At 74.1% G+C, this 5,455-nt stretch carries 2 protein-coding genes; both read left to right on the top strand.

Translation table 11 applies throughout. The features are described from left to right. Positions 1–705 precede the first annotated feature (705 nt). Entirely contained in the window at positions 706–2,514 is a 1,809-nt protein-coding gene (locus MFF42_RS18560; protein ID WP_238257073.1) for a ShlB/FhaC/HecB family hemolysin secretion/activation protein, read from the top strand. A gap of 13 nt (positions 2,515–2,527) precedes the next feature. Further along, on the top strand, positions 2,528–5,347 hold the full coding sequence (locus tag MFF42_RS18555; protein ID WP_238257072.1) for a two-partner secretion domain-containing protein: 2,820 nt from the start codon (positions 2,528–2,530) through the stop codon (positions 5,345–5,347). The last annotated feature ends 108 nt before the right edge of the window (positions 5,348–5,455 follow it).

Raw genomic sequence — 5,455 nt, 5'->3', positions numbered from 1 at the left:
ACCGCCCGCGCCGCCCGCCGCTGCCGGATCACCGCCGCCACTCCGCCCGCCGGCGCGAACACCCGATACAGCGTCGAGCGCGACGGCCCGAACGGCGCGCGCAGGCTCTCGGCCCCGAAATCCGGCCGCGTCGCCTCGCGGTCGAGGAAGCGCCGGGCCATCGACCGCGACCGGCTCGCTTACCGCAGCCTCGGACACCAGCCTCGGCACGATCAGGCCGACGAGGCGCGTGAGATCGACCCGCAGGTCCATCCCGCCCTTCCGATCGCCCGGCAGGCAATCTCCGGCCCGCCTCGGATCGGCGTCTGCGGATCCTTGATTCGACGCGCGTTCCTTCGACGGATCGGTGACCGCTTCGTCGGACGGCTCTCTCGCGGCCTCCGCATCCGGACGGACGAAAAATCTGTCCAGTTTGGACTAGCCCCGCGACAAAGCTTCCGATCGAGGTCGGTGAAGTGTTGATCCGCCGGCTTGATTTGTGTTCTATAGACCGAGTCCCGCTTTTGTGGGCCGCGTAATCTGAATTTGTCCCCGGGGCCGGGCTGGCCGAAGGCCGTCCTTGCGGACGCGGCGGTGAACGGCGCTCGGGATCCAAGTCCGTCAGGACCTGTCGGCGCTGCGGAGAGGAGCGGGGTGATGGTGCGCCTTGATGACGAAGTGCGGCGGGATCACCCGCCCGAGGCTCTCCGGTAGGCGGCTTTCCTCGTGAATCGATCGTCATGGCGTGCCTGCGCCGTCATCGTCCTGGCGGCGCTGCCGTCCGCGCGCGGCGCCCTCGCGCAGACGGCGTCGCAGATCACGCCGCCCTCGTTCAGCCCGCCGTTGCAGCGCAGCGGCGGCGGCCTCGCCATTCCCGAGGGCGTCGGACCCGCCGCGCCCGCAGGCGCCGAGCGCCTCTCGCTACGGGTCGGACGCCTGCGCATCGAGGGGGCGCCGGCGGGCGGCGGGGAGGCCGACGCGGCCGCCCGCGATCTGAGCGCCCGCCTGTCCGGCCGGTCCATCACCGTCGCCGACCTGTTCGCCGCCGCCCGCGACCTCGAACAGGCCTACGCCGCGCAGGGCTTCGCGCTGGTGCGCGTCGTCCTGCCCGCCCAGCAGCTGAAGGATGGCGGCGACGTGCGCCTGCTCGTCGTCGATGGCGAGATCGAGCGCATCGACGTCGCGGCGCTGCCCTCCGAGATCCGCGCCCGCATCGCCGCCGTCCTCGCCCCCCTCGTCGGACGCCCCGGCCTGACGCTCGCCGAGATCGAGCGCCGCGTGCTGCTGGCCGGCGACACGCCCGGCACCGTCCTGCGCTCCACGCTCGCCGCCGGCAGCCGCCCCGGAGGCACCGTCCTCGTGGTCGAGGCGCGCTATAAGCCCGTCACCGGGCTGGTCTCCACCGACAACGTGCTGGCACGAAGCCTCGGCACCTACACCCTCGGCACCGGCCTCGACCTCAACTCTCCGACGGGGAACGGCGAGAGCCTGTATTTCCGCGCCTCGGGTGCGCCGTATGCCGGCGGCGAGCGCAGCTTCCTCGGCGCGGAGCCGCGCAACCGCGCGCTTGCCCTCGGCCTGATCCTGCCGCTCGGGATCGACGGGCTCACCCTCAACCTGGAGGCCACCGACGCCCGCACCGCGCCGCGGGCCGTGCCCGGCACGCTCGGCATCGCCTCGGACTTTTCGCGCTACTCGACCCGGCTGCGCTACCCCCTGATCCGCTCGCGCGCCCTTACCCTGAACTGGGACGCCGCCTTCGACGCGCAGGAGGAGCGCGTCGACGTCGTCTCGCCGGTCGATGCGCCGCTCACCCTCGACCGCCTGCGCATTGCCCGCACCGGCGGCGACCTCGTCTGGTTCGCCCCGAGCGAGGCGGTGGTCACCGCGCGGCTTGCCGCCTCCTTCGGCCTCGACGGGCTCGGCGCCCGCGTGGCGCCGCCCCCCGGCTCGGCGCAGGTGCCGCTGTCGCGCCTCGGCGTGCGGCCGGACTTCCAGAAGCTGGAGGCGGCGCTGGCCGTCACCCAGCCGCTGGCCGAGCACCTCACCCTCGACCTCCGCGCCCGCGCCCAGACCGCCTTCAACCAGGCGCTGCCGCGCTCCGAGCAGATCGGGCTGGCCAGCCTGTCGGGCCTGTCGAGCTTCGATGCCGGCCTGTTCCAGGGCGACGAAGGCTATGTCGTGCGCGCCGAGGCGCAGTTCCCCTTCCTCGTGCCGGTCACCCTGCCCTTCGCGCTGCACTCGATCCCGGCGCAGCTCGGCACCGGCCTACCGCCGGAGGACGCCACGCCCGGCGCGGTGGTGATCGCGCCCTACGCCTTCGGAGCCGTCGGCCTGACGCGGCAGCAGCGCCCGACCGCGCTGGAGCGGCCGATGACCCGCGGCCTCGCCTACGGCGCCGGCCTGCGGCTCGCCGCGGCGCCGTCCTCGAGCTTCACCAACGCGTCCGCGAGCGTCGAACTCGGCCGGGCGGAGCGCTCGGACCTTCTGCCCGCCGACACCCGCCTGACCTTCACCGTCGCCCTGCAGTTCTGAGTCAACGAGCGCCATGGCCCCTCCCGCCTCGTCCCGCGCCTTCACCCGCGCGCTGCTGGCCTCGACCGCGCTGGTCGGCGTCGGTCTCGTTCCGCTGCGCGCCGAGCCGCTGCCGACCGGCGGGCAGGTGGTCTCGGGCGGCGTCACCCTCGGCCGTCCGTCGGGCGGCGCGCTGGCGATCACGCAGTCCTCGCAGACCGCCATCGTCAACTGGCAGGGTTTCTCCATCGGCCAGGGCCACCGGGTCGAGATCCGCCAGCCGGACGCGTCCGCGGCGATCCTCAACCGGGTGACGGGGGCGACGCCCTCGACCATCGCCGGCCGGCTCGACGCCAACGGGCAGGTCTACCTCGTCAACCCCAACGGCATCACCATCACCCGGACCGGCCGGGTGAACGCGGCGGGCTTCGTCGCCTCCTCGCTCGGCATCTCGGACGAGGACTTCAAGGCGGGCCGGCGCGCGTTTCGCGGCTCGGGCGCCTCGGCCCCGGTGACGAACCGCGGCGCGGTCACGATCGGGCGCGGCGGCTACGCGGCGCTGATCGGCGGGCAGGTGACGAACACCGGCACGATCTCGGTGCCGATGGGCAAGGTGGGCCTCGGCGCGGGCGAGCGGGCGACGCTGGATCTCTCCGGCGACGGGTTTTTGCAAGTCGCGGTGCCGACGCGGGCCAAGGGTCGCGGGGCGCTGGTGTCGAATGCGGGTGTGATCGCGGCCGATGGCGGCTCGGTGACGCTGAGCGCGGCGGCGGCGCGGGACATGGCGCGGCAGGCGGTGAACCTGTCGGGGGTGGTCGAGGCGCGCTCGGTCGCGGGGACGAACGGCCGCATCACGCTCTCGGGCGGGGACGGCGCGGTGGCGGTGACCGCGAGTGCCCGGCTCGACGCCTCGGGCCGGGACGGAGCCGACGGCGGCCGGGTGACGATCCGCGGCGGGCGGCTCGCCGTGGCCGGGACGGTGGACGTGTCCGGCGCCAGGGGCGGCGGGGCGCGGCTGCACGCGCGCGAGACGCTCGCGCTGTCGGGGGCGGTCGCGGCGGAGGGCCGGACGGGCCGGCGCGGGCGCGTGGTGGCGACCGCGCCGGCGATCGCCACGCACGCGGCGCTGATCGAGGCCTCGGGCGCGACCGGCGGCGGCACGGTGCGGATCGGCGGCGGGCGCGAGGGCACGGGGCGGCTGGCGCACGCGCGCAGCGTGGACGTGGACGCGGCGAGCACGATCCGGGCGGATGCCACGGTGAACGGCGACGGCGGCGACGTGGTGGTGTGGTCGGACGCGGCGACGCGCTTTGCCGGCACGATCACCGCGCGCGGCGGGGCGCAGGGCGGCGACGGCGGGCAGGCGGAGGTGTCGTCGAAGGGCGTGCTGTCATATGCCGGCTTCACCGATCTGACGGCGGCCAAGGGGTCTTTCGGCACGCTGCTGCTCGATCCGTACAACGTCACGATCGCGAACGGCGCGCAGACCACCGGGAGCGGGTTTACGGCCAATGCCGACGACTCGGTGATCAATGCCGGGACGCTGCTGACGGCTCTGGGCAGCGCCAACGTGACGGTCTCGACCGGCACCGCGGGGTCGGCGGGCAACCAAGCCGGCAGCATCACGCTGGCGGCGGGCGCGCCCTTGTCGTGGAACACGGGGGCGACGCTGACGCTGCAGGCGTCGGGTGCGGTGACGCTCAATAGCGCGATCACCGCGCCGGCGGGTGGTCTGACGATCGCGGCGGGGCCGGACCCCTCGACGGCGAGCGCGGCCATCGCGGTGGCGCGGTTCACCCTCGTCTCGGGCAACTGGGTGCAGAACAGTGCCACGCTGCCGGGCTTCGCGGCGGGGGATTTCCGGGTGGGGGGCGGTCCGTTCCTGCGGGCGGCGGGCGGATCGGGGACGAGCGCGGATCCGTACCGGCTCACCGACATCTACGGCGTGCAGGGCATGGGCACGTCGGGGCCGTACCGGGCCGCGCGCTACCAACTCGCCGCCGAGATCGATGCCCGGGGCACGGCGGCCTGGAACGCCGGGTTGGGGTTCGCGCCGGTGGGATCCAGGCCCGCGCCGTTCACGGGCTCGCTGGACGGGGCGGGGCACACGATCACCGGGCTGACCATCGCCCGGCCGGGCCAGGACAATGTCGGGCTGATCGGTTTTCTCGGCAGCGGCGGCCGGGTAAGCAGCCTCGGCCTCGTCGGCGGCAGCGTCTCGGGCGCGAACTACGTGGGCAGCCTGGTCGGATACAACACCGGCGGTACGGTGAGCCAGTCCTACACCACCGGCAGCGTCACGGGCGGGTTCGTCGTGGGCGGCCTCGTCGGGGCCAACGAAGGCGGCGAGGTGAACCAGTCCTACGCCAGCGGCCGCGTCACGGGCGGCACGGGCTCCTCCTACATGGGCGGCCTCGTCGGGCTCAACGTCAACGCCAACGGCGCGGTGACGGAGTCCTACGCCACCGGCAGCGTCACCGGCGCGTTCTATGTCGGCGGCCTCGTCGGGTCCAACGGCGGCGGCACGGTGCGCCGGTCCTACGCCAGCGGCCGCGTCACGGGCTCCTCCATCGTAGGCGGCCTCATCGGGATCAACGGCGGCACGATCGACACGAGCTACTGGGACACGCAGAGCACGGGCCGGGCAACCGGCATGGGCCTTGGCTCGCCGGCCGGCGCCACCGGACTGACCTCGGCGCAGGCGCGCGACGCGGCGAGCTATGCCGGCTGGAATTTCTCGACCGTCTGGTACCAGACCGGCGACCTGCGCCCGATCCTGCGGTCGGAAGCGGTGCAGGTCGGGGGCAGGTCGCCGGTCTGGTACCAGACGGTCGAGAAATTCCAGCCGGCATAGCTCGCCGCGTCGCGCGCCTGCGCCGAGGTCAGTCCGGTGGCGCCGGCCGGCGAGCCAAGGCCCATGCCGGTTGCCCGGCCCGTGCTCTGCGTGTCCCAGTAGCTCGTG

This window comes from Methylorubrum podarium (genome assembly GCF_022179745.1).
Classification (GTDB): domain Bacteria; phylum Pseudomonadota; class Alphaproteobacteria; order Rhizobiales; family Beijerinckiaceae; genus Methylobacterium; species Methylobacterium podarium.
This window is presented reverse-complemented; position numbering and strand designations above follow the sequence as displayed.